The 23,198-nt window shown below is 64.0% G+C and carries 24 protein-coding genes; 21 read left to right on the top strand and 3 right to left on the bottom strand.

Features of this window, described 5'->3' with window-relative positions; all coding sequences use genetic code 11:
- The first annotated feature begins 2 nt into the window (after positions 1-2).
- From lpxK to murB, 5 genes are read left to right on the top strand one after another with little or no spacing between them, the layout of a single operon-like run.
- Positions 3-1,043, top strand: a complete 1,041-nt coding sequence (gene lpxK, locus DNJ95_RS04335; RefSeq protein ID WP_131183494.1) for a tetraacyldisaccharide 4'-kinase — start codon at positions 3-5, stop codon at positions 1,041-1,043.
- A complete protein-coding gene (locus tag DNJ95_RS04330; protein ID WP_131183493.1) occupies positions 1,024-1,209 on the top strand; it encodes a Trm112 family protein in 186 nt (61 codons plus the stop codon). The genes lpxK and DNJ95_RS04330 overlap by 20 nt, the downstream gene beginning before the upstream one ends.
- A complete protein-coding gene (kdsB, locus tag DNJ95_RS04325; protein WP_131183492.1) occupies positions 1,206-1,973 on the top strand; it encodes a 3-deoxy-manno-octulosonate cytidylyltransferase in 768 nt (255 codons plus the stop codon). The genes DNJ95_RS04330 and kdsB overlap by 4 nt, the downstream gene beginning before the upstream one ends.
- Positions 1,973-2,437, top strand: coding sequence for a low molecular weight protein-tyrosine-phosphatase (locus tag DNJ95_RS04320; RefSeq protein WP_131183491.1), 465 nt, complete (start codon positions 1,973-1,975; stop codon positions 2,435-2,437). Before kdsB ends, DNJ95_RS04320 begins: the two co-directional genes overlap by 1 nt.
- A complete protein-coding gene (gene murB, locus DNJ95_RS04315) occupies positions 2,434-3,453 on the top strand; it encodes a UDP-N-acetylmuramate dehydrogenase (RefSeq protein WP_131183490.1) in 1,020 nt (339 codons plus the stop codon). The genes DNJ95_RS04320 and murB overlap by 4 nt, the downstream gene beginning before the upstream one ends.
- Positions 3,454-4,110: 657 nt before the next feature.
- Here the strand turns inward: murB and rne are convergent.
- On the bottom strand, positions 4,111-7,209 hold the full coding sequence (gene rne / locus DNJ95_RS04310; protein WP_207388743.1) for a ribonuclease E: 3,099 nt from the start codon (positions 7,207-7,209) through the stop codon (positions 4,111-4,113).
- A 696-nt stretch (positions 7,210-7,905) separates the two neighbouring features.
- On the opposite strand from rne, the gene rluC reads away from it, so the two are divergent.
- From rluC to DNJ95_RS04295, 3 genes are read left to right on the top strand one after another with little or no spacing between them, the layout of a single operon-like run.
- Positions 7,906-8,859, top strand: coding sequence for a 23S rRNA pseudouridine(955/2504/2580) synthase RluC (gene rluC, locus DNJ95_RS04305; protein ID WP_131183489.1), 954 nt, complete (start codon positions 7,906-7,908; stop codon positions 8,857-8,859).
- Positions 8,852-9,538: an HAD-IA family hydrolase gene (locus DNJ95_RS04300; protein ID WP_131183488.1), complete on the top strand. Its 687-nt coding sequence runs from the start codon at positions 8,852-8,854 to the stop codon at positions 9,536-9,538. The genes rluC and DNJ95_RS04300 overlap by 8 nt, the downstream gene beginning before the upstream one ends.
- A complete protein-coding gene (locus DNJ95_RS04295) occupies positions 9,528-10,529 on the top strand; it encodes a S49 family peptidase (protein ID WP_131183487.1) in 1,002 nt (333 codons plus the stop codon). The genes DNJ95_RS04300 and DNJ95_RS04295 overlap by 11 nt, the downstream gene beginning before the upstream one ends.
- On the opposite strand, the gene DNJ95_RS04290 is transcribed toward DNJ95_RS04295, so the two are convergent.
- Together DNJ95_RS04290 and DNJ95_RS04285 are read right to left on the bottom strand one after the other, a co-directional pair.
- Positions 10,521-11,111 (bottom strand): Maf family protein, encoded by a 591-nt coding sequence (locus DNJ95_RS04290; RefSeq protein ID WP_131183486.1) that lies wholly within the window; start codon positions 11,109-11,111, stop codon positions 10,521-10,523. The genes DNJ95_RS04295 and DNJ95_RS04290 overlap by 9 nt on opposite strands.
- A 202-nt stretch (positions 11,112-11,313) precedes the next feature.
- Entirely contained in the window at positions 11,314-11,538 is a 225-nt protein-coding gene (locus DNJ95_RS04285) for a DUF2061 domain-containing protein (protein ID WP_131183485.1), read from the bottom strand.
- A gap of 244 nt (positions 11,539-11,782) precedes the next feature.
- Here DNJ95_RS04285 and DNJ95_RS04280 point away from each other — a divergent pair, with 244 nt between their 5' ends.
- The 13 genes from DNJ95_RS04280 to DNJ95_RS04220 all read left to right on the top strand — a co-directional run bounded on the left by DNJ95_RS04280 (position 11,783) and on the right by DNJ95_RS04220 (position 23,031).
- Entirely contained in the window at positions 11,783-12,310 is a 528-nt protein-coding gene (locus DNJ95_RS04280; protein WP_131183484.1) for a YceD family protein, read from the top strand.
- A gap of 12 nt (positions 12,311-12,322) precedes the next feature.
- Positions 12,323-12,505, top strand: coding sequence for a 50S ribosomal protein L32 (rpmF, locus tag DNJ95_RS04275; RefSeq protein WP_131183483.1), 183 nt, complete (start codon positions 12,323-12,325; stop codon positions 12,503-12,505).
- Between the two features lie 2 nt (positions 12,506-12,507).
- Positions 12,508-13,548: a phosphate acyltransferase PlsX gene (gene plsX / locus DNJ95_RS04270; protein ID WP_131183482.1), complete on the top strand. Its 1,041-nt coding sequence runs from the start codon at positions 12,508-12,510 to the stop codon at positions 13,546-13,548.
- Positions 13,549-13,645: 97 nt separating this feature from the next.
- A complete protein-coding gene (gene fabD, locus DNJ95_RS04265; protein ID WP_131183481.1) occupies positions 13,646-14,584 on the top strand; it encodes an ACP S-malonyltransferase in 939 nt (312 codons plus the stop codon).
- Between the two features lie 28 nt (positions 14,585-14,612).
- Complete coding sequence (gene fabG / locus DNJ95_RS04260) at positions 14,613-15,353, top strand: 3-oxoacyl-ACP reductase FabG (protein ID WP_131183480.1); 741 nt, start codon at positions 14,613-14,615, stop codon at positions 15,351-15,353.
- A gap of 185 nt (positions 15,354-15,538) precedes the next feature.
- A complete protein-coding gene (gene acpP, locus DNJ95_RS04255) occupies positions 15,539-15,775 on the top strand; it encodes an acyl carrier protein (protein WP_016493661.1) in 237 nt (78 codons plus the stop codon).
- A gap of 155 nt (positions 15,776-15,930) precedes the next feature.
- The gene (gene fabF, locus DNJ95_RS04250; RefSeq protein ID WP_131183479.1) at positions 15,931-17,175 is read left to right on the top strand and encodes a beta-ketoacyl-ACP synthase II; all 1,245 of its coding nucleotides are present in this window, start codon (positions 15,931-15,933) and stop codon (positions 17,173-17,175) included.
- Complete coding sequence (gene pabC / locus DNJ95_RS04245) at positions 17,175-17,993, top strand: aminodeoxychorismate lyase (protein WP_131183548.1); 819 nt, start codon at positions 17,175-17,177, stop codon at positions 17,991-17,993. Before fabF ends, pabC begins: the two co-directional genes overlap by 1 nt.
- Before the next feature lie 14 nt (positions 17,994-18,007).
- On the top strand, positions 18,008-19,045 hold the full coding sequence (gene mltG / locus DNJ95_RS04240; protein ID WP_242671914.1) for an endolytic transglycosylase MltG: 1,038 nt from the start codon (positions 18,008-18,010) through the stop codon (positions 19,043-19,045).
- Positions 19,045-19,677, top strand: coding sequence for a dTMP kinase (tmk, locus tag DNJ95_RS04235; RefSeq protein ID WP_131183477.1), 633 nt, complete (start codon positions 19,045-19,047; stop codon positions 19,675-19,677). The genes mltG and tmk overlap by 1 nt, the downstream gene beginning before the upstream one ends.
- Positions 19,670-20,656, top strand: coding sequence for a DNA polymerase III subunit delta' (locus DNJ95_RS04230; RefSeq protein ID WP_131183476.1), 987 nt, complete (start codon positions 19,670-19,672; stop codon positions 20,654-20,656). Before tmk ends, DNJ95_RS04230 begins: the two co-directional genes overlap by 8 nt.
- 143 nt (positions 20,657-20,799) lie before the next feature.
- Positions 20,800-21,585 carry a TatD family hydrolase gene (locus DNJ95_RS04225; protein ID WP_131183475.1) on the top strand — a complete coding sequence of 262 codons (786 nt, stop codon included), beginning with the start codon at positions 20,800-20,802 and terminating at the stop codon, positions 21,583-21,585.
- A gap of 51 nt (positions 21,586-21,636) precedes the next feature.
- On the top strand, positions 21,637-23,031 hold the full coding sequence (locus DNJ95_RS04220; RefSeq protein WP_131183474.1) for an amino acid permease: 1,395 nt from the start codon (positions 21,637-21,639) through the stop codon (positions 23,029-23,031).
- Positions 23,032-23,198 lie beyond the last annotated feature (167 nt).

Below are 23,198 nucleotides of genomic sequence, written 5' to 3'. Positions count from 1 at the left end.
GCATGTCGCTGAGCGATCGGCTGGTCCGTGCCTGGTACGCCGGGCATCCGGCCCTCGGCCTGTTGCGACCGCTGGAGTGCCTGTACCGCCGCATCAGCGGTCGCCGGCGGTCGCGCTTCCTGGCGGGCGAGGGCGATATCTACCGGGCTCCGGTGCCGGTGATCGTGGTCGGCAATATCACTGTCGGCGGCACCGGCAAGACACCAATGATCCTCTGGCTGATCGAGCATTGCCGACGGCGGGGCCTGCGCGTCGGTGTCGTCAGCCGTGGCTATGGCGCCCATCCGCCAGCGCTGCCCTGGCGGGTAGAGGCCGGCCAGCCGGCCCGGCAATGCGGCGACGAGCCACTACTGATCGCCAACCGTTGCGGCGTGCCGCTGTATATCGACCCCGACCGCGGGCGGGCGATCCGCGCCCTGCTGGCAGCCGAACCTGTGGACCTGATCCTTTGCGACGATGGTCTGCAGCATTATCGGCTGGCGCGTGATCTGGAACTGGTGCTGATCGATGCCGTGCGCGGCCTGGGCAACGGCCGCTGCCTGCCGGCGGGGCCGCTCAGGGAGCCGCGCGAACGCCTGCTGGAGGTGGATGCGGTGCTGTTCAATGGTGGCATCCCGGCGGGGGGCGAAGGCTACGAGCTGGAGTTACGGCCCAGCGACCTGGTCGAACTGGCCAGCGGGCGCGTCCTGCCGCTTGCCCATTTTCCGCCCGGCCAGCGCCTGCATGCGGTGGCCGGCATCGGCAATCCGCAGCGTTTCTTCGCCACGCTGGAAAGGCTAGACTGGCGACCGATTGCCCACCCCTTCGCCGATCATGCCAGCTACACACCGGAGCAACTGAGCTTCAGCCCGGAGTTGCCGCTGGTGATGACCGAGAAAGACGCGGTCAAATGCCAGGCGTTCGCGCCCCTCGGCTGGACCTTTCTGCGCGTGCAGGCGTGCCCTTCGGCAGCCTTCGTCGCCTGGTTCGATGACCAATTGTCGCGCCTGTGCAATGGGCGCACCGATCCCAAAGGACGTTCCAATGGACACGAAACTGCTTGATATCCTTGCCTGCCCGATCACCAAGGGGCCGCTTAAACTGAGCGCCGACAAGACCGAACTGATCAGCAAGGGCGCCGGCCTGGCCTTTCCGATTCGCGATGGCATCCCGGTGATGCTCGAAGGCGAGGCGCGTACCCTGAGCGCCGAGGAGCGCCTGCAGAAATGAGCCTCGCCTATACCGTGGTGATCCCGGCTCGACATGCCTCGACCCGCCTGCCGGGCAAGCCGCTGCAGGATATCGCCGGCAAACCGATGATCCAGCATGTCTGGGAACAGGCGCGCCGCGGTGCGGCCCGGCGAGTGGTGGTGGCCACCGACGATGCGCGGATTTTCCAGGCTTGCAAGGCATTCGGCGCCGAAGTGCTGATGACCAGCGCCGAACATGACTCGGGCACCGATCGCCTGGCCGAAGTGGCCGAGCGCCTGGGACTGGGGGCGGACGAAATCGTGGTCAATGTCCAGGGCGACGAGCCGCTGATCCCGCCCGCCGTGATCGACCAGGTGGCGGGCAACCTGGCGGCGCATCCCGAGGCGGCCATCGCCACCCTGGCCGAGCCGCTGGAGGGTATCGCCGCCCTGTTCAATCCGAATGTGGTCAAGGTGCTCAGCGATATCGACGGTCTGGCGCTGACGTTCAGCCGCGCGCCATTGCCCTGGGCGCGGGACGCCTTTGCGGCGGGCGAGCCTGACCGTCTGCCGCAAGGCGTGCCTTACCGCCGGCATATCGGCATCTATGCCTACCGTGCCGGTTTTCTTGCCGACTTCGTCGCCTGGGGGCCGTGCTGGCTGGAAAACACCGAGCGGCTGGAACAGTTGCGGGCGCTCTGGCATGGCCGGCGCATTCATGTGGCCGATGCCGTCGAGGCGCCGCCAGCCGGTGTGGACACTGAGGACGACCTGGAGCGGGTCCGGCGTTTGCTGGGGGCGTGATGCGTATTCTGTTCGTCTGCCTCGGCAATATCTGCCGTTCTCCCACCGCCGAAGGGGTTTTCCGCCACAAGGCCGAGCAGGCCGGACTGGCCCGGCAGTTGCAAATCGACTCGGCGGGCACGGCGGCCTGGCATATCGGCAAGGCCCCCGACGAGCGCACCTGCCGCGCGGCGCGTGCGCGCGGCTACGAGCTTTCCGGCCTGCAGGCACGGCAGGTCGAGTCCGAGGACTTCCAGCGCTTCGAGCTGATCCTGGCGATGGATACACAGAACCTCGCCGATCTGCAGCGCCTGCGGCCCGCCAGTGGCGGTGCCGAGCTTGATCTACTGCTGCGGCGCTATGGCCTGGCGCTCGATGAGGTGCCCGACCCCTATTACGGCGGCGAGCAGGGTTTCGAGCAGGTGCTCGACCTGCTGGAGCAGGCCAGCGATGCCCTGCTGGCGGATATCCGGGGGCGCCTGTGAGCCTGGTAGTGCATGAACGATACAGCCTGGCGGCTTGCAATACCTTCGGCGTGCGGGCCGAGGCCCGCTGGTATGCCGAGGCCCATGATGACGCCGAGGTCCTGCAGGCCCTGCTGGAGGCCGGACGCCTTGGCGTACCGCTACAGGTACTGGGCGGCGGCAGCAATATCGTGCTGACCCGCGACCAGCAGGCCCTGGTGCTGCGTATGTGCAGCAGGGGCGTGCGGGTGCTGGCCGATGATGGCGAGCAGGCCCTGGTCGAAGCCGAGGCGGGCGAGCCCTGGCACCCTTTTGTGCGCCACTGCCTGGCGGCCGGCTTCTCCGGGCTGGAGAACCTCAGCCTGATCCCGGGCACGGTGGGTGCCGCGCCGATCCAGAATGTCGGCGCCTATGGTGTGGAAGTGAAGGATGTCCTGCACGAACTGACCGCCCTCGACCGGCAGACTGGCGAACTGCGTATCTTCAGTCGCGCCGACTGCGCCTTCGCCTACCGTGACAGCCTGTTCAAGCGCCAGGTCGGGCGTTTCCTGATCCTGCGGGTACGCTTCGCCCTGCGCCGGCATGGCCCGCTGTGCCTGGACTACGGGCCGATCCGCCAGCGCCTGGCGGCGCTGGGTATCGAGCGACCGACGGCGGCAGATGTCAGCCGCGTGGTCTGTGCCATCCGTGCCGAGAAACTGCCGGACCCGAAAGTGCTCGGTAATGCCGGGAGCTTCTTCAAGAATCCGTTGGTCAGTGCCTCCGTCGCTGATCGGCTGCGTGCCGCATACCCTTCACTGGTCGCTTATCCGCAGGCGGATGGGCAGGTGAAACTGGCCGCTGGCTGGCTGATCGAGCAGGCCGGCTGGAAGGGCTACCGGGATGGTGATGTCGGTGTGCATCATTTGCAGGCGCTGGTGCTGGTCAACCATGGGCAGGCGACCGGTGAACAGGTGATCGACCTGGCACGGCGCATCCAGCAGGACATCGCGCAGCGTTTTGGCGTGGCGCTGGAGATGGAGCCGAATATTCTCTGATAGCCTCAAGCCAATAAGACGACCTGTTTGAGTTCGCCCGATTTCCGTGGGAGCCTCCTCTGCGTCTTCTCCGCAGCGCGGTCTCGTTTCGGGCGGATTGGCGGTAATGTGTCTGGTTTCAGGATCGTACAGTGCGATCTTTGGCTCGCCGTCCCTGTGCGAATGCCTGGTGGCGGGATGGGGCTCGCGTGAATACATCCCTGTAGCTCTTCGCCGCCATCCCCTGGCGGCGAAGGCCCCGCCCCGCCACCAGGCATCCGCACAGCCACTAGCGGTAGTGCCTGTGGAAAAGAGCCAGCCCTGCGAATGATTCAAGTAGCGCGCCGACGGCTTTTCCCATGGTCGCCTCGGTATTTGCCGCGCGCCCGGCCAACCCCGCTACGAAACCTTCGTCGGCAGGGGCGCCGACGAAGAGCGCCCCCTTATTCATATGCGCGACGGGTTCATGCGTGTTTCGTAGCGGGCCGGGCCGGGGTCGCGATAATACGGACAACATAATACCGGCAGCGGTGTACGGCCAATCGCAGACTGGATTGCCAATCCAGTTGCAGTGAAATGTGATGTCGCCGCTACAACAAAGCCGCTTCTACGGGGAGGCAATGAAAAACGCCCGATGCAGTGGTTGCTGCATCGGGCGTTTTCGTTGCTCAGAGGGGATCAGGCTTGTGGCTTGTCCGTGCTCTGTTGCTCTTCGGCGGGAGCGTCTGGAACGACTGCTTCATCCCGCGCTATCTCTTCTTGTATCCCCTGCTCGGGCGCCATAGCCTGCTGTTCGCTTGCTTCGCTTGCTTCGCTTGCTTCGCTTGCTTCGCTTGCTTCGCTTGCTTCGCTTGCTTCGCTTGCGGCTGGCGCTGCTGCCTGTGCGGCTGCGGCGGCCTTGAGGCGTTCGGCCTCTTCACGCTGGCGGCGGCGGACTTCACGTGGATCGTTGGGTGCACGACCGCTGGCGCTGGCTACTGGAGCAGGTGCGCTCTCTGTTGCCACAGGCTGTTGCTCGGTAGCCGGCTGGGTTTCCGCTTTCTCTTCCACTGTTGCTTCTACTGGCTCGGCCTCAACCTCGGTTTGCGCTTGTGGCACTTCTGCTTTGGGTTCCTCGGGCGCGGCTGCCGGTGCTGCCTCTTGAACAGGTTCGACGACCGTGGTCGGCTCCTGCTCGACAGGCTCGACAGGCTCGACAGGCTCGACAGGCTCGACAGTTGGCTGCGGCTGCGGCTGCGGCTGCTCGGCTTCGGCAACTTCCTGGCCGGAGAGATCCTCGTCGGCAACGACCGGCACGGCGCTGGCTTCTTCCGTCGCTAGTGTTGCTACCGGCACGGGCTCGCTGGCTGGCGGCTGCTCGCTGGCTTCGCTCGTTGCAGTGCCGTTGGCAATGATCGCGGCGGCACTGGCGGCAACGGCCAGGTCACCGGCATTCACTGGCGAACTGTTGTCGTCGGCGTCTTCGTCGGCCACTTCATTGCCGTTGGCATCACGCTGGCGCTCGCGACGGTTGCTGCGGCGGCGCTGACCACGGGAGCGGCGGCGTGGACGTTCGCCATTCTCGCCATTCTCGCCGTTGTCCTGGCTCTCCTGTTCGTTGCCATCCTCGATTTCTTCTTCAGTGCTGGCAACCGGGGCCTGTTGCTCGGCTCGTGGTTTGCGCTCCTCGCGAGGTTGGCGTGGCTTGCGCTCTACGCTTTCCTCGGTCACAGCCTGGTTTTCGTTGTTTTCGTCCAGTGGTGCGCGCAACTCGCGTTTGCGCTCTTCACGTGGCTGACGTTCTTCACGGGGCGCGCGTTCGCGGCGGGCCGGTGCTTCGCTGGCGGGGCTTTCCTGCTGCTGTTGCGGCTCGCGAGGCTTGCGTTCTTCACGCGGCGGACGCGGCTGGCGCTCCTCGCGGGCAGGGCGCTCCTGGCGTTCCTGACGCTCTTCGCGCGGTTTGCGTTCTTCGTTGCGGCCGTTGTCGCGGCGGCGGTTCTGCTGGCGCCCGCTGCGACGCTCGTCATTGCGCTGGGTGCGCTGGCTGGCAGGTTTCTGCTGCTCGACCGGCGCTTCTTCCGGCTTGCCGGCGAACAGGCCCACCAGGGACTTCACCAGCCCCTTGAACAGGCTCGGCTCGTTGCTCTGTACGGCGGCGGTGGGTGTCGGTGCGGACGGTGCGCTCGCTGCGGGAACCGGGGCGCTGCGTTGCGGCGCGGTCTTCACGGCGGCTTCCTGGCGGACCAGGGTGCGGGTGGCGCTGACCGGCTGGGTTTCGTCCACCTCGCTGTGGCTCATTTCATAGCTGGCCTGGGCAACGGTCAGCTCGGGGCTGTCATCGCGCAGACGCTGCACTTCGAAATGCGGGGTTTCCAGGTGATCGTCCGGCAGGATGAAGATGCGCGCACGGGTGCGCAGTTCGATCTTGGTGATCGAGTTGCGCTTCTCGTTGAGCAGGAAGGCCGCGACCTGGAAGGGCACGCGGGCGCGTACTTCGGCGGTGCGGTCCTTCAGTGCTTCTTCCTCGATCAGGCGCAGGATCGCCAGCGACAGCGATTCCACGTCGCGGATGATGCCCTGGCCGTTGCAACGCGGGCAGACGATGCCGCTGGTTTCGCCGAGCGACGGGCGCAGGCGCTGGCGCGACATTTCCAGCAGGCCGAAGCGCGAGATGCGCCCGACCTGGATGCGCGCGCGGTCGGCTTCCAGTGCTTCGCGGACTTTCTCTTCCACGGCACGCTGGTTCTTCGCCGGGGTCATGTCGATGAAGTCGATGACGATCAGCCCGCCGATATCGCGCAGACGCAGTTGGCGGGCGATTTCCTCGGCCGCTTCCAGGTTGGTCTGCAGCGCGGTTTCCTCGATGTCGCCGCCCTTGGTGGCGCGCGCCGAGTTGATGTCGATGGAAACCAGCGCCTCGGTCGGGTCGATGACGATGGAACCGCCGGAAGGCAGTTTCACTTCACGCTGGAAGGCGGTTTCGATCTGGCTTTCGATCTGGAAGCGGTTGAACAGCGGTACGCTGTCTTCGTACAGCTTGATCTTGCTGGCGTACTGCGGCATCACCTGCTGGATGAAGGACAGTGCTTCGTTCTGCGCGTCGATGCTGTCGATCAGCACCTCGCCGATGTCCTGGCGCAGGTAGTCGCGGATGGCGCGGATGATGACGTTGGATTCCTGGTAGATCAGGAACGGCGCCGCACGGTCGAGAGAGGCCTCCTTGACCGCGCTCCACAGTTGCAGCAGGTAGTCGAGGTCCCACTGCATTTCTTCGCTGGAGCGGCCTAGGCCGGCGGTACGCACGATCAGGCCCATGTCGGCGGGGACGTTGAGGCCGTTCAGCGCCTCGCGCAGCTCATTGCGCTCCTCGCCCTCGATGCGGCGGGAAATGCCGCCGGCGCGGGGGTTGTTGGGCATCAGCACCAGGTAGCGGCCGGCGAGGCTGATGAAGGTGGTCAGGGCGGCGCCCTTGTTGCCGCGCTCTTCCTTTTCCACCTGGACGATGACTTCCTGGCCTTCGCTCAGGACATCCTTGATGTTGATGCGGCCCTCGGGGGCCTTCTTGAAGTACTCGCGGGAGATTTCCTTGAGCGGGAGAAAGCCGTGGCGCTCGGCGCCGAAGTCGACGAAGGCGGCTTCCAGGCTGGGCTCTACGCGGGTGATCTTGCCCTTGTAGATATTGGCTTTCTTCTGTTCCCGCGCCCCGGACTCGATGTCCAGGTCGAACAGGCGCTGGCCATCGACCAGTGCGACACGCAACTCTTCGGGTTGAGTCGCGTTGATGAGCATTCTTTTCATGTAATACCGTCGGTTTCCGTTGCCAACGGAAACGGCGTTCGGCAAACACGACTTTCGCAGTCGGTGTCAGGCGCGTCAGGAATGGTTGTAAGGCACTCCAGTGTCCAGCGATGTAAGGCCAGCAGGGCCTGCGTCGCGACGACGTCTCCTGCCACAGCCCTTCGACAAGGGTCGCGGCTATAGGTCAGGGAGGAGGAATCAGCCAGACGGTAGCGGACGGAATCTAAGCGTCTATGAAAGCCTTTGCTACGCAAACCGACGGCTGTGCATCTCCACCCAACACGCAATACATTGAAAATCGGCTGCCGCGCGCAGAATCCGCAGCGGGTTTCGATTATCGCGACTCCCCGAAGCGGGGGCGCGCATCATGTCTTCAAGGCTTGTTCGGGGCTTTGCCGCTACTTGAGGAAAGCACCCTTGGACGGCCTCACGTCCTCGAACTGTTTACCGGGTAAGGGATGGCTTGTTCGCTTGCATCCACGGACCTGGCCGCTTTTGGCGGCGCCGCGACTATAACAGCAATGTGGCGGGGCTTCAAATCCAGGGGAAGGCGGCAAGCTACAAGCGGCAAGAGGAGCTTGACAGGGTTGTGGCCCCGCTTCCCACACTGACTGCAGCTTGCAGCTTGCAGCTTGCAGCTTGCAGCTTGCAGCTTGCAGCTTGCAGCTTGCAGCTTGCAGGCCATACCATTCCGCAATGACCACTACCACCCCTCCGACTTCAGGCGTGCAAATGCTCGAAGTGGCGCCGGAGTTCGCCGGCCAACGAATCGACAATTTCCTGCGCACCCAGCTCAAGGGGGCTCCCAAGACGCTGATCTATCGCATCCTGCGCAAGGGCGAGGTGCGCGTGAACAAGGGCCGTATCAAGCCCGAATACAAGCTGCAGGCCGGTGATCTGATACGTGTGCCGCCGTTGCGCCTGAGCGCGCCGGACGAGCCGGTGCCGGTGGCCCAGGCCTTGCTGGAGCGCCTGGAGGCCGCCATTGTGCATGAGGACAAGGGCCTGATCGTGCTGAACAAGCCGGCGGGCATCGCCGTGCACGGTGGCAGTGGGCTGAGTTTCGGCGTCATCGAGGCGCTGCGGCAGTTGCGTCCGGATGCGCGCGAGCTGGAGCTGGTGCATCGGCTGGATCGCGATACATCGGGGCTGCTGATGGTGGCGAAGAAGCGCAGCATGCTGCGCCACCTGCACGAGGCCTTGCGCGGCGACGGGGTCGACAAGCGCTATATGGCGCTGGTGCGTGGCCGTTGGGAGAGCGCGCGCAAACAGGTCAATGCGCCCCTGCAGAAGAACACCTTGCGCTCGGGCGAACGCATGGTCGAGGTGGATGAGCAGGGCAAGGACGCCCTGACGCTGTTCCGTGTGCTGCGCCGCTTCGGCGATTTCGCCACCCTGGTCGAGGCGCGCCCGGTGACCGGGCGCACCCATCAGATCCGTGTGCATGCCCGGCATGCCGGGCATGCGATCGCCGGTGACAGCAAGTACGGCGACGAGGAGTTCACGCGCGAGATTCGTGAACTGGGCGGCAAGCGCCTGTTCCTGCATGCCTATGCCCTGAAAGTGCCGCTGCCCGATGGTGGGGAACTGCTGCTCGAGGCGCCGGTGGACGAGCAATGGGCGAACACTCTGGAGAAGCTGGGTGAGTGACTACCAACTGTTGATCTTCGACTGGGACGGCACCCTGGCCAACTCCATCGGCCGTATCGTCGAGTCGGTGAAAGTGGCCGCCGCGGGCTGCGATCTGCCCGAGCTGGATGACGCGGCGATACGCGGCATCATCGGCCTGTCGCTGTCCCGGGCGATCACCGTGCTCTACCCGCACGTGCGGGATGAGCTGCGCATCGAACATTTCCGCAAGGGCTACAGCCAGCACTACCTGGCCCTGGAAGAGCAGCCTTCCGCACTGTATGACGGTGTGCGCGAGTCGCTGCTGGCCTTCCGCGAGCACGGCTATCGGTTGGCGGTCGCCACCGGCAAGCGGCGCCTTGGCCTCGATCGGGTGCTGGAGGGGCAGGGCTGGCAGGATTTCTTCGATGTCACCCGGGCTGCCGATGAAACCGCGAGCAAGCCCGACCCTCTCATGGTTCATGAAATTCTTTCGATCTGCGACTGTCATCCTTCACAGGCATTGATGGTCGGGGATTCGGTCTTCGATCTGCAGATGGCGCAAAACGCCGGCGTGGATGCGGTGGCCGTCGGCTATGGCGCCCAGCCGCTGGATATCCTGCGCCAGCACAGGCCGAAGCTGGCCATCGAACATTTCTCGCAGCTCGGTGAATGGCTGCAAACGAAGGCTTTGAACGGGATGAACGAACGTGTCGGATGAGTGGAAAGAACCTTCTGAATCGAAGGTGCTGGGCGATGGCGCCGGGCAGGAGCAAAAGAGCTGGAAGCTGCTGGAAAAGACCCTGCTGGCCAGCGTGCAGGAGCAACGGCGGGCTCGCCGCTGGGGAATCTTTTTCAAGTTGCTGACGTTCGGCTACCTGTTCATCGCGTTGCTGATCTTTTCCCCGTCCCTGCCGATCGGTTCGAGCAAGTCGGACGCCACCGGTCATACGGCGGTGATCAATGTGCGTGGCATGATCGCCGACGAGGAATCCGCCAGCGCCGACAATCTGGTCGGTGCCTTGCGTGCGGCCTTCGCGGACGGGGCGAGCCGGGCGGTGCTGCTGCGCATCAACAGTCCGGGTGGCAGCCCGGTGCAGTCTGGCTATGTGTATGACGAGATTCTCCGGCTACGTGCCAAGTACCCGCAGACGAAACTGTATGCGGTCATCACCGACCTCGGGGCATCCGGCGCCTACTATATAGCCAGTGCCGCTGACGAGATCTATGCCGACAAATCCAGCCTGGTGGGTTCCATCGGCGTGACGGCGGCCTCCTTCGGTTTCGTCGAGGCGATGAAGACGCTCGGGGTCGAGCGGCGCGTCTATACCTCCGGTGAGCACAAGGCCTTCCTCGATCCCTTCCAGCCACAGAAGGCGGATGAAACCGAATTCTGGCAGGGGGTGCTGTCGACCACTCATCGCCAGTTCATCGATAGCGTCAAGGCCGGGCGTGGCGAGCGCCTGCAGGTCGAGGCGCATCCCGAGCTGTTTTCCGGCCTGGTCTGGTCGGGTGAGCAGGCGCTGGAGCTGGGCTTGATCGACGGTCTTGGCAGTACCTCCTATGTGGCGCGCGAGATCGTCGGTGAGGAGAACCTGGTCGATTTCACCGTCAAGGAAACGCCTTTCGATCGCTTCACCAAACGCCTGGGTGCGAGCATCGCCGAACGCCTGTCCATCTGGGCGGGATTGCCGGGGCCGCAGTTACGTTGATATTCGGGGTAGCTGGACGGCTTCCTGCAACAGCATATCCACCAGCCTGATCAGCGGCAGGCCGACCAGGCTGGTGGCGTCTTCGCCTTCGGTCTTGCGCAACAGGACGATCCCCAGTCCTTCGGACTTGAAGCTGCCGGCGCAGTCATAAGGTCGTTCGGCCCGCAGGTAACGCTCGATGAGTGCATCGTCCAGCTCGCGGAAGTGCACGGTGAAGGGGATGCAGTCCACTTGCAGCCTGCCGCTGGCGCTGTCGAGCAGGGCCAGCCCGGTCAGGAAGCTGACGCTGCTGGCGCTGGCGGCCCGGAGTTGCTCCCGGGCGCGCTCGAAGTCATGCGGCTTGCCCAGTACCTGTTCGCCGAGTAGCGCGACTTGGTCCGAACCTATGATCAGGTGGTCGGGGTAACGCTTGGCAAGCGCCCGGGCCTTCTCGCCGGCGAGGCGCATGACGAGGTCGCGGGCGTTCTCCCCCGGCAGGGGGCTTTCATCTATATCGGGTGAGGCGCTTGCGAAAGGCAGGCGAAGTCGTTGTAGCAGCGCGTGGCGGTAGGGGGAGCTGGAAGCTAATAGAATGCTGCGCATGGCGGGGTTCCTGTCGCGTGGCGGCGTAGTGTAGCCGGTATGCACGGTGTGCTATGTGCGACGGGGGCCGAAAAGATCGCTGGAAAGCTGAAGGCTGGACGAGAAACGGCGGATGGCCAGTGTTTTTCGTCCGCCGCTCCAGCCGCCAGCGCTTTTATCGAGGTGGGTAGCAAGCGCTTTGCGCGAGCGGGCCTGCCTCGTCTCAGGCGTGGTGATGCAGCCAGGCATGTGTGGGGCGTTCACGGGCTGATTCGCGGCTTTTCTCGAAGCGCTGCCATACCTTCTCGTGAAAGTAGAAGCCCACCGAGTTGCACAGTGGTTCGACCGCTGCCACCAGGCCGCTGACCGCGATGCTGCCGGTGAGCGTATAAGCCACGCCGAAGGCGATGCAGAAGTGCATGATGGTGAATGTCAGTGTCTTGAGCATGGCGCACCTCGAATGGAGTCGTTTCTCATTTGAGGTAAAGGCTAGAGCCCTGGTGGAATATAAGGAAATTTCGCGTTTTCATTGTTTCGATAGGGATGCTCTATTAGCTGCAAGCAAAGCCGAGGTTTCCCCCGGCGCTCTGTCTGGCCATGCTTTTTCTTGAAGCTTGAAGCTTGAAGCTTGAAGCTTGAGCTGCCGGAATTCCTTTGACAGGCCGGGAGCGCATCCCTAGAATGCCGCGCTTATGTTTAAAGGACCAATACCCCCGCACGTCGATCCGCGCAAGCTGGCAGACCGGGCCATCACCCTTGAGGGTGAAATGCCCCTGTCCGGATTCGCCCGACTGACTGAGCCTCTCGAAGAGGATCAGGGTGTGGTGCATGCCCGATTCACCTTTGGGCGTGACGAGCAGAATACCGTGGTTATCCACAGTCGGCTCGAGGTCGAGGTCAGGATGATCTGCCAGCGCTGCCTTGAGCAGGTTGCCTTGCCCGTCCACAGCGAATGCGAATACGCAGTCGTTGGCGAAGGGAAGAGCACCGAGCATTTGCCCAAGAGCTACGACGTGCTGGAACTGGGAGAAGATCCTCTGGATCTGCTGGCGCTGGCCGAGGACGAGCTGTTGCTCGCTCTGCCGATTGTTCCACTCCATGACCCTGAAATTTGCCAGCCGCCGGTTGGGCCTGACGGGCCCGGGCCGAGTGAGGACGAGGTAACGCGGTCCAACCCGTTCAGCGTACTGGCGCAGTTAAAGCGTGACCCAAACGTTTAGGAGTTGATCCCGATGGCTGTTCAGCAGAACAAAAAATCCCGTTCCGCCCGTGACATGCGTCGTTCGCATGATGCCCTGGATGCGAACGCCCTGTCCGTGGAAAAGAGCACTGGCGAAGTTCACCTGCGCCACCACGTTTCCCCGGACGGTTTCTACCGTGGTCGCAAAGTGATCGACAAGGGCGCTGACGAGTAATCTTGTCCGCTCCGATTATCGCGATCGACGCAATGGGCGGGGACTTCGGTCCCCGTTGCATTGTTCCGGCCAGTCTCGATTGCCTGGCTGAATCCCCTTCGCTGTGCCTGGCCCTGGTTGGCCAACGTTCCCTGCTTGAAGACCTCGTGGCACGCTATGGCCGCGTCGATCACGCGCGCCTGTCGATCGTCGATGCCGAGGAAGTCGTCGCCATGGACGAACGGCCCACCCAGGCGCTGCGCGGCAAGCCGCGTTCGTCCATGCGCCTGGCGCTCGAGCGGGTGCGCGACGGAGAGGCGCATGCTTGTGTCAGTGCCGGCAATACCGGGGCGCTGATGGCGTTGTCGCGGCATATCCTCAAGACCCTGCCCGGCGTGGACCGACCCGCCATGGTGACGGCCATCCCGACCCGTGGCGACCCATGCCTGCTGCTGGATCTTGGCGCCAACGTCGATTGCGCTGCCGAGCATCTCTACCAGTTCGCGGTGATGGGCTCGGTCGCGGCGCAGACCCTGGGTATCGTGCGGCCCAGAGTCGCACTGCTGAATGTGGGTACCGAGCCGATCAAGGGCAACCAGCAGGTCAAGCAGGCGGCGCTGTTGCTCGAACAGGCGGTGGATATCCACTACCAGGGCTTTATCGAAGGCGACGGCTTGTTCCGTGGCGAGGCGGATGTCGCGGTATGCGACGGTTTCGTCGGCAATATCCTGCTCAAGTCCAGCGAGGGCCTGGTGGAGATGGTCGCGGCGCGCGCCGAGGCGATGTTCCGGCGTTCCCACTTCACACGTTTCCTCGGGTTGCTGGCCATGCCTCTGTTGCGGCGTCTCAAGGGTGACCTGGCGCCTGCACAGTACAATGGCGCCAGTTTTCTCGGGCTGCAGGGCATCGTCGTGAAGAGCCATGGCTCGGCCGGCCATGAAGGGTTCAAGGCTGCTATTCTGCGCGCGGCGAGGGATGTCGAGCAGAACCTGCCGCAGCGCCTGCACGACCGCCTGGAGCAGTTGCTGGTGACCGGGCGCCAGCCTCCGGATGTGACCGCATAGGGGCGCCGGCCATCCAATCGAATATTCGCGATGCCCGATTGGGCGTGCATGCAAATACCAACAGAACCACGAACAGAGCCATAAAGAGAACCTTTCAATGTCCGCATCACTCGCTTTCGTCTTCCCCGGGCAGGGCTCGCAGTCCCTCGGCATGCTGGCCGATCTGGGTGCCCAGCAGAGTGTGGTGAAAGATACCTTCGCCGAGGCTTCCGCCGCTCTGGGCTACGATCTCTGGGCGCTGACTCAGGATGGGCCGGCCGAAGAACTCAACCGTACCGACCGTACGCAGCCGGCTATTCTCACGGCTTCCCTGGCATTGTGGCGCCTGTGGCTGGCCGAGGGTGGTGCGCGCCCGGCTTTCGTCGCCGGACATAGCCTGGGCGAGTACTCGGCGCTGGTCGCGGCCGGTAGCCTGACGCTGGCCGATGCGGTGAAGCTGGTCGAGCTGCGCGGGCAACTGATGCAGCAGGCGGTTCCCGCCGGCCAGGGTGGCATGGCCGCCATCCTCGGGTTGGAAGATGCCGATGTGCTGGCCGCCTGCGACGAAGCGGCACGCGGCGAAGTGGTCAGTGCGGTGAATTTCAATGCGCCGGGGCAGGTGGTGATCGCCGGCGCGGCGGCAGCGGTCGAGCGGGCCATCGAGGCCTGCAAGGCGCGTGGCGCCAAGCGCGCCATGGCGCTGCCGGTCAGCGTCCCCTCCCATTGCGAACTGATGCGCCCGGCCGCCGAGCGCTTCGCCGTCGCCGTCGCCGATATCGACTGGCAGGTACCGCAGATCGCGCTGGTGCAGAACGTCAGTGCCGTGGTGGTCGAGGAGCTGGATACGCTCAAGCGCGACTTGCTGGCGCAGCTCTACAGCCCGGTACGCTGGGTCGAGTCGATGCTCGAGTTGCAGGCGCGTGGCGTCACGGCGCTGGTCGAGTGCGGGCCGGGCAAGGTGTTGTCCGGGCTGAACAAGCGTTGCGTCAAGGGCGTCGACACCTACAATCTGGATACCCCGGAAGCTTTCGCCGCCACCCGTGGTGCGCTGGTTTAATTGCGCTGGTTTTACTGAGGAGAACCCTATGAGTCTGCAAGGCAAAGTCGCTCTGGTCACCGGCGCCAGCCGTGGTATCGGCCAGGCCATCGCACTCGAGCTGGGCCGGCAGGGCGCCACCGTCATCGGTACCGCTACTTCGGCCGCCGGTGCCGAGCGCATTGGTGAGACACTCAAGAGCAACGGTATCGAAGGCACCGGGCTGGTGCTGGATGTCTGCAGCGACGAATCGGTCAATGCCGTCCAGGAGCAGATCCAGCAGCGCTTCGGACAGATCGCCATCCTCGTCAACAATGCCGGCATCACCCGTGACAACCTGATGCTGCGCATGAAGGACGATGAATGGAACGATGTCATCGATACCAACCTCAACAGCCTGTATCGTCTGACCAAGTCCGTGCTGCGCGGCATGACCAAGGCACGCTGGGGGCGAATCATCAGTATCGGCTCCGTGGTTGGTGCCATGGGCAACGTCGGGCAGGTAAACTACGCGGCAGCCAAGGCCGGGCTGGAAGGTTTCAGTCGTGCCCTGGCGCGTGAAGTGGGTTCGCGCGCCATCACGGTCAACGCCGTGGCGCCGGGATTCATCGATACGGATATGACGCGCGAGCTTCCCGAAGCTCAGCGTGACGCTCTGCTGGGGCAGATCCCGCTGGGACGCCTCGGGCAGGCCGAAGAAATTGCCAAGGTCGTCTCATTTCTCGCATCCGATGCCGCCTCCTATGTCACCGGGGCCACTGTCCCGGTGAATGGCGGCATGTATATGTGAGTGGGTGAGACGATCGACGCAGGATCGTGACTGTTAAACAGTTATAAGCGGTGGCTGGCTTATAGGTAGAAGGTTGGAGGCGGGCGCATATCAAGCCCCTTTCGGCTTGAAATGCGGAAAACGCTTTCTATACACTACCGCGCAGACCAGCTGCCCGGATTTTTCCATAGGAGTTAAAACAAGGTATGAGCACCATCGAAGAACGCGTCAAGAAAATCGTTGCCGAGCAACTTGGCGTCAAAGAAGACGAAGTTACCAACAGCGCTTCCTTCGTCGAAGACCTGGGTGCCGACTCTCTTGACACCGTTGAGCTGGTGATGGCTCTGGAAGAGGAATTCGAGACCGAAATCCCGGACGAGCAAGCCGAGAAGATCACCACCGTTCAGGAAGCCATCGATTACATCAACGCGCACGCGCAGTAAGTTGTAATCCAGCTTCGGACCAGTAAAGCCGCACTGCCTCTAGCTGGGTAGTGCGGCTTTATCTTTGATGCAACGTGGCCCTTGTAGTGCCAGGGTCATGACGTTCCTACCGCCGATTTCAGTACCGTGCGGGTTCACGATGTAAGGAGAAAGCTGTGTCGCGTAGACGCGTCGTGGTCACCGGGATGGGCATGTTATCGCCACTGGGTAACGATGTGCCGAGCAGTTGGCAGGGCATTCTGGCCGGCCGCAGCGGTATCGCCCCGCTCGACCACATGGATCTTTCGGCATACCCGACCCGTTTCGGCGGAGCGATCAAAGGCTTCGAGGTCGAGCAGTACCTGCCGGCCAAGGAAGCGCGCAAACTCGATCTTTTCATCCAGTACGGACTGGCTGCCAGTTTCCAGGCGGTGCGTGATTCCGGGCTGGAAATAACCGATGCCAACCGCGAGCGCATCGGTGTCGTGATGGGCTCGGGCATCGGTGGCCTGACCAATATCGAAAGCAGCAGCAAGACCCTGTTCGAACAGGGGCCCAGGCGCATCTCGCCATTCTTCGTGCCGGGTTCGATCATCAACATGGTTTCCGGTTTCCTGTCGATCCACCTGGGACTGCAGGGGCCGAACTACGCTATTTCCACGGCCTGTACCACAGGTACGCACTGCATCGGCATGGCCGCGCGCAATATCGCCTATGGCGAGGCGGACGTGATGGTCGCCGGCGGTGCCGAAATGGCCGCCAGTGGCCTGGGCATCGGTGGTTTTTCCGCGGCGCGGGCACTGTCGACCCGCAATGACGACCCTGCGGCCGCCAGCCGTCCGTGGGACAAGGGCCGCGATGGCTTCGTGCTGTCCGATGGCGCAGGTGCGCTGGTACTGGAAGAGCTGGAACATGCCAAGGCGCGTGGCGCCACCATTCATGCCGAACTGATCGGTTTCGGCATGAGTGCCGACGCCTACCACATGACTTCGCCGCCCGAGGATGGCGCCGGTGCCGCGCGCTGTATCCGCAATGCATTGCAGGACGCCCGCCTCGACCCGGCGCTGGTGGACTATATCAACGCCCATGGCACGTCCACGCCAGCCGGGGACAAGGCCGAGGCTGCGGCCATTCGCAGTGTGTTCGGCGAACATGCCTATGCGCTGTCGGTCAGTTCCACCAAGTCCATGGTCGGTCACCTGTTGGGGGCCGCCGGAGCGGTCGAGGCGATCTTCAGTATCCTGGCGATTCGTGACCAGGTGGCGCCGCCGACCATCAACCTGGAGGAACCGGACGAGGGCTGTGATCTCGACTTCGTGCCGCACCAGGCCAAGCCGCGTCCGATCGAAGTGGCACTGTCCAACTCCTTCGGCTTTGGCGGGACCAACGGTTCGCTGGTGTTCCGCCGGTTCGCCGAGTGATCGTGAGCTGGGTCGATGGCCAGCCCGATGAGCGGTTGGCCATCAGCGACCGGGCACTGGCCTACGGCGATGGGCTGTTCGAGACGATGCGCGTCGAACGGGGCAGGCCCTGCCTGTTCGAGCGGCATATGGCACGCCTGCGGGACGGTTGCGGGCGTCTGCGGATTCCCCTGGATGATGCGCTGCTGCGTAGCGAAGTGCTGGCCTATTGCGCGCAATTCGAGCGCGGCGTGGCTAAATTGATCGTCACCCGTGGCGATGGCCTGCGCGGCTATGCGCCACCCACTCCCAGCATTGCGCGGCGCATCCTGCAGTCGGCGCCTTTGCCCGCCTATCCCGCCGTCCATGGCGAAGCGGGTGTCGAGCTGTTTCCCTGCCGCACCCGCCTGGCCGAGCAGCCCCTGCTGGCGGGGCTCAAGCACCTGAACCGGCTGGAGCAGGTGCTTGCGCGTGGCGAATGGCAGGATGCCGCCTTTGCCGAGGGCTTGATGTGCGACACCTCGGGGCGAGTCATCGAAGGGGTGTTCAGCAACCTGTTCCTGGTGCTCGATGGGCGCCTGCTGACACCGTCGCTGCAGCGCTGTGGCGTTGCCGGGGTGATGCGCGCGGAAATCATCGAGCGTGCCGCCGCCGCCGGCATGCTGGTCGAGCAGCGGGATATCTCCGTCGAAGAGCTGCAGCGGGCCGAAGAAATCTTCCTGTGCAACAGCCTGTATGGCATCTGGCCGGTACGTCGATTGCGCCAGCGCATCTGGCCGGTTGGCGGCGTCACCCGTAAACTCCAGGCTCTTCTGTTCGAGCATCCGGGTAATTCGTGATTCGTAGACTCTTTCTGCTGTTGTCGCTCTGCCTGGCGTTCGCCGGTACTGGCGCGCTGTTCGTTGCCTGGAAGCAAACCCAGGCGCTCGAACAACCGCTGAGCCTGGAGGCCGAGCAATTGCTCGATGTGCGACCGGGCGATACGCCGAACCGTATTTTCCTGCGCCTGGAGTCCGAAGGCCTGTTGCGCGATGCCTTCTGGCTCAGGGTCTACTGGCGCCTCAATCCGCCGGCTCAGGCACTGCACAGTGGCGAATACCGCTTGCTGCCGGGCATGCGCGTGCGGGACATGCTCGGCCTCTGGCAGCGTGGCGAGGTGGTGCAATACAGCCTGACCCTGGTCGAGGGCTGGAATTTCCGCCAGTTGCGCACTGCGCTGGAAGCACAGCCCAAGTTGGAGCAGACCCTGGCGGGACTGTCCGATAGCGAGGTGATGGAGCGGCTCGAGCGCGCCGGCCTGCACCCCGAGGGGCGTTTCTTTCCGGACACCTACCGCTACACCCGTGGTTTCAGCGACCTGGAGTTGCTGGAAAAAGCCGCCGAGCGGCTGGAGCGGGTACTGGACGAGGAGTGGCGGCAGCGCGCCGAAGGCTTGCCTTACGACGAACCCTATGACGCGCTGATCATGGCCTCGATCATCGAAAAGGAAACCGGCGTACCCCATGAGCGCGGCGAGATCGCCGGGGTCTTCGTGCGTCGCATACGCCTGGGGATGCTGCTGCAGACCGATCCGACAGTGATCTATGGCATGGGCGAAGCCTACCAGGGGCGTATCACCCGGGCCGACCTGCGCCGGCCGACACCCTATAACACCTACACCCGGGCCGGCCTGCCGCCAACGCCGATCGCCATGGTCGGACGCGAGGCGATCCATGCCGCGCTGCACCCGGCCGATGGCAAGAGCCTGTATTTCGTCGCGCGAGGCGATGGCAGCCATGTGTTCAGCGAGACGCTTGCCGAGCACAACCGTGCGGTGCGTGAATATCAATTGAAACGGCGTGCGGACTACCGTTCCAGCCCGGCACCCGCCGCCGCTCCGGAGAAGCCCTGATGGCCGGACTGTTCGTTACCCTGGAAGGCCCGGAAGGCGCGGGCAAGAGTACCAATCGCGAGTACCTGGCGGCGCGCCTGCGCGAGGCCGGCTGCGAGGTGTTGATGACCCGTGAGCCGGGCGGTACGCCGCTGGCCGAACGTATCCGCGAACTGCTGCTGACGCCTTCCGACGAGGCGATGGCCAGCGATACCGAACTGCTGCTGGTGTTCGCCGCCCGCGCCCAGCACCTGGCGACGGTGATCCTGCCGGCGCTGGCGCGCGGTTGCGTGGTGCTCTGCGATCGTTTCACCGATGCCACCTATGCCTACCAGGGTGGCGGGCGCGGACTGCCGTTCGAGCGCATCGCGCAACTGGAGTCCTTCGTACAGGGTGATGTACGCCCCGACCTGACCCTGGTGTTCGACCTGCCGATCGAGGTCGGCCTGAAGCGCGCGGCGGCCCGTGGCCGGCTGGATCGTTTCGAGCAGGAAGGCAGTGCGTTCTTCGGGGCCGTGCGGGCGGCCTACCTGCGACGCGCGGCCGAGACGCCGCAGCGTTATCGGGTGGTCGATGCCGGCCAGTCGCTGGAACAGGTGCAGCGGGCGTTGGACGCTTTGCTGCCGGAACTGCTGGAACGCCATCATGGCTGATGCGCTACCTTGGCAACAGGCACTCTGGCAGCAACTCGCCAGCCGCCGGCAGCACGCCCATGCCTATCTCCTGCATGGGCCGGCGGGGATCGGCAAGCGACAACTGGCCGAGCGCCTGATGGCGCTGCTGCTCTGCCAGCGGCCGACGGCCACAGGGGCCTGTGGCCAGTGCAAGGCCTGCCAGTTGCTGGCGGCGCGGACCCATCCGGATCATTTCATCCTCGAACCGGAAGAAGTGGACAAGGCCATCCGTGTCGATCAGGTTCGTGAACTGGTCGGCTTCGTGACTCAGACCGCCCAGCTCGGCGGGCGCAAGGTGGTGCTGCTGGAGCCGGCCGAGGCGATGAACCTGAATGCCGCCAATGCGTTGTTGAAGAGCCTCGAGGAGCCCTCGGGCGAGACTGTGCTGCTGCTGGTCAGCCATCAGCCCAGCCGGCTGTTGCCAACCATCAAGAGCCGTTGCCAGCAGCAGGCCTGCCCGCTGCCGACGCGTGCGCAAAGCCTGGAGTGGCTGGCAGGGCAATTGCCAGAGATGGCGGCAGGCGAGCGCGAGGAGTCGCTGGCGCTGTCCGCCGGTTCGCCGCTGTCCGCGCTCAAGCTGCATGAGCAGGGTGTGCTGGCGATGCGCGAGCAGGTGGTGGAAGGCATCAAGAAGCTGCACAAGCAGCAGAGTTCCCCCAGCCAGTTGGCCGAAGGCTGGAATGGCGTGCCGCTGCTGTTGCTGTTCGACTGGTTCTGCGACTGGGCGCATATCATCCTGCGGTGCCAGATGGCGGGGGAGGAGGTCGATCTGGGCGCGGCGGACATGCACAAGGTGCTGCAGTACCTGGCCAGGAAATCGACCCCTTCCCAGCTCCTGTCCCTGCAGGACTGGCTGCTGGCGCACCGGCAGAAGGTTCTCGGCAAGGCCAACCTGAATCGCGTGTTGTTGCTCGAGGCACTGCTGGTGCAGTGGGCGGGGCTGGGCGGCAAGGCATAGGCAAGCTGCAAGTTTCAAGCTGCAAGAAAAATGGCCGGGAGCCATTGAAGAACTTGACGGGGTTTTGGATGCGCTTTGCACACTGATTACGGCCTGAGGCTTGCTACAATCCCGCTCCCTGATGTTTTCGGTTACTGACGCGCATGTTGATAGATTCCCACTGCCATCTCGATCGGCTTGACCTGAGTGTTTTCGATGGCTCGCTGGATGCAGCACTGGATTCGGCCAGGCGCTGTGGTGTCGGGCATTTCCTCTGTATAGGCGTCAGTGCCGAGAACGCTGCCTCGGTCAAGGCGCTGAGCGAGCGCTATGCCGATGTGGACTGCTCGGTCGGTATCCATCCGCTCGATCTCGAGGCCGATGGCGGGCCGGGCCTGGACTGGCTGCTGCACGAACTCGAACACCCGCATGTGGTGGCCATCGGCGAGACCGGGCTGGACTACCACTACCAGCCGGAAGCCGCCGAGCAGCAGCGGGGCTCTTTCCGCCTGCACCTGGAGGCTGCACGTATCACCGGCAAGCCGGTGATCGTGCATACGCGGGCGGCGCGGGCCGATACCCTGGCCCTGTTGCGCGAAGCCGATCTGCCGCAGGCCGGCGTGTTGCACTGTTTCACCGAGGACTGGGAGATGGCCAGGGCGGCGCTGGACCTCGGCTACTATATTTCCCTCTCGGGCATCGTCACCTTCCGCAATGCCGACGCGCTGCGCGATGTGGCCCGCCAGGTGCCGGCGGACCGCCTGCTGGTGGAAACCGACTCGCCCTACCTGGCACCCATGCCGCACCGGGGCAAGCCGAACCTGCCGCAATATGTGCATGAGGTCGCGACTTTTCTCGCCATGTTGCGCGGGGAGAGCTACGAGCGGCTGGTCGAGCAGACCGGAGTGAACTTCCGTCGGTTGTTTCCCCTGGCTCGTGTGGCCGTCTGACGACCGCACCGCAAGGCCGGTCCTTTCCTGAATCCGACAAGGCGTAACCCGATGCAATCGGACTCTTTGCACACTGGGGCGCTCAAGCGCGGCCTGCAGAACCGTCATATCCAATTGATCGCCCTGGGCGGTGCCATCGGTACGGGGTTGTTCCTCGGCTCGGCCGGGGTGCTCAAGTCCGCCGGCCCGTCGATGATCCTCGGCTACGCGATCGGCGGTTTCATCGCCTTCCTGATCATGCGCCAGTTGGGCGAGATGATCGTCGAGGAGCCGGTGGCCGGTTCCTTCAGCCATTTCGCGCATAAATACTGGGGGCCTTATGCGGGTTTCCTGGCGGGCTGGAACTACTGGGCGCTGTATGTGCTGGTCGGCATGGCGGAACTGACCGCGGTCGGCAAGTATGTGCAGTACTGGTGGCCCGAGGTGCCGACCTGGGCGACGGCCATGCTGTTCTTCGGCGCGGTCAACCTGATCAATCTGAACAATGTGCGGGTTTTCGGCGAGACGGAGTTCTGGTTCGCCATCGTCAAGGTGGCGGCCATCGTTGGCATGATCCTGCTGGGTAGCTACCTGCTGTTCAGCGGCAGGGGCGGCGAGCAGGCCAGTGTCGCCAACCTCTGGCAGCATGGAGGATTCTTCCCCAACGGCGTCAGCGGCCTGGTGATGGTGCTGGCGATCATCATGTTCTCCTTCGGTGGGCTGGAGTTGGTCGGTATCACTGCCGCCGAGGCGAGCAATCCGCGCCAGGTGATTCCCAAGGCGGTCAATCAGGTGGTCTATCGCATCCTGATCTTCTATATCGGCGCCCTTGGCCTGCTGCTGGCGCTCTACCCCTGGGATCGCCTGCTGGAAATCCTCGGTTCGGCCGGCGACCCCTACAGCGGTAGCCCCTTCGTGCAGGTGTTCGCGCTGATCGGCAGCGACACGGCGGCGCATATCCTCAACTTCGTGGTGCTGACTGCCGCGCTGTCGGTCTACAACAGCGGTGTCTATTGCAACAGCCGCATGCTCTACGGGCTGGCCGCGCAAGGAGATGCGCCGCGTGCATTGATGAAGCTCAACCAGCGCGGCGTGCCTGTGCTGGGTATCGCGGTTTCGGCGGCCATGACGCTGATCTGCGTGCTGGTCAATTTCCTGTTCCCGCAGGGTGCGCTGGAGTTGTTGATGACGCTGGCGGTGGCGGCGTTGGTGATCAACTGGACGATGATCAGCCTGGCCCACCTGAGGTTTCGCAAGAGCATGCGGGCGCAAGGTGTGGAACCCGGCTTCAAGGCCTTCTGGTTCCCCTTCGGCAATTACCTGTGCCTGGCATTCGTGGTCTTCCTGCTGGGCACCATGGCACTGATTCCCGGTATCCGCCTGTCGGTGTTCGCCTTGCCGTTCTGGGTTGGCTTCATCTGGCTCTGCTATCGCTTGCGCCAGGCCTCTGCGACTGCCGACGGATAAAAAGAACCCGGACGGGAGGCCGGGTCAAAGACCATCAGGAATGGACGCACGTTCCCCGTGCGCCCAGCCAGCCTGGCAGTCGGGGGAAATGACAGGCCGGTAGCTGCAAGTATTGTCGCTTCCCGGTGTTTTGCAACCCGCCCTCCCGGGTGGCTGCCCTGCGGGTC

Source organism: Stutzerimonas kirkiae (genome assembly GCF_004327335.1).
In the GTDB taxonomy this organism is placed as follows: domain Bacteria; phylum Pseudomonadota; class Gammaproteobacteria; order Pseudomonadales; family Pseudomonadaceae; genus Stutzerimonas; species Stutzerimonas kirkiae.
This window is presented reverse-complemented; position numbering and strand designations above follow the sequence as displayed.